The following is a 380-nucleotide window of genomic DNA, read 5'->3' as shown; positions in this document are numbered from 1 at the left end:
TCGCTGGCCTGGGCGCTGGCGCGGGCACTGTCCACCGTGCTGCCCAGGCGGCCCCAGACGTCCGGCGCCCAGCTCGCCCCCAGCGCCGCCTGCGCGGTGGTGCCGCGGCGCGCGGAGCCCTCGCCGCCCGAGCGCGTTTCGCTGGCCGACAGGCTCACGCCCGGCAGCAGCCCGGCGCGCTGCTCGCGCACCAGCGCCTGCGCCTGGGCGTAGGCGGCCACGGCCGCGGCGATGTTCTGGTTCGACACCTGCACCTGCGCGGCGAGGCGGTCCAGGTCCGGATCGCCGAACAGCGTCCACCACGCCCCGCGGTCGATCGCGTCGGCCGGGGCGGCGGGCTGCCAGAGGGCGCCGGCCTCCTTGAAGGCGGTGGGCATGGG

At 78.7% G+C, this 380-nt stretch carries 1 protein-coding gene; it reads right to left on the bottom strand.

The annotated features are described in order from the left end of the window. Nucleotides 1–380: TolC family protein (locus JZ791_RS47555; RefSeq protein WP_216904061.1), on the bottom strand; the 380-nt coding region annotated here is incomplete at both ends.

The organism is Nocardia alni, from assembly GCF_019038435.1.
GTDB classification, from domain to species: domain Bacteria; phylum Actinomycetota; class Actinomycetes; order Mycobacteriales; family Mycobacteriaceae; genus Nocardia; species Nocardia alni.
This window is presented reverse-complemented; position numbering and strand designations above follow the sequence as displayed.